General features: G+C 56.7%; 1 protein-coding gene. It reads right to left on the reverse strand.

Features of this window, described 5'->3' with window-relative positions; translation table 11 throughout:
- The coding region (locus F8C76_RS19310; protein WP_313847411.1) for an enoyl-CoA hydratase-related protein at positions 1-375 on the reverse strand (375 nt) is incomplete at its 3' end.
- Positions 376-383: the final 8 nt, after the last annotated feature.

Below are 383 nucleotides of genomic sequence, written 5' to 3' on the forward strand. Positions count from 1 at the left end.
ACCGGTATAGGCCAGCTCCCTCACCAGGCCTTGGGGCATCAACTTAGGCAGACGCTGAAGTGTGCCCACATCCGCAGTCATACCTAGCGGGGTTTCCTTGATGGTAAAGAACGCGTCCTCTGTGCAGTAACGACTGTCCGCCGCACATACCAAATCCAATGCGCCACCAATACAGCCTCCCTGAATCGCCGCCAACACTGGAATTCGCACCTGCTCGAGCACACTCAGACAATCTTGCAGCTGCAGCACCACCCGGCGAAGGTTCTCTGCCATTCGTCCCGGATCCCCTCCCATTGGGGCACCACTAGGATCCGAAAACACCGCCAAATCCATGCCCGCAGAAAAGTGTTTGCCTGTGGAAGAAATCACCACCACTCGAGCAT

The sequence above is a fragment of the Flagellimonas olearia genome, assembly GCF_009184425.1.
Classification (GTDB): Bacteria; Bacteroidota; Bacteroidia; order Flavobacteriales; family Flavobacteriaceae; genus Flagellimonas; species Flagellimonas olearia.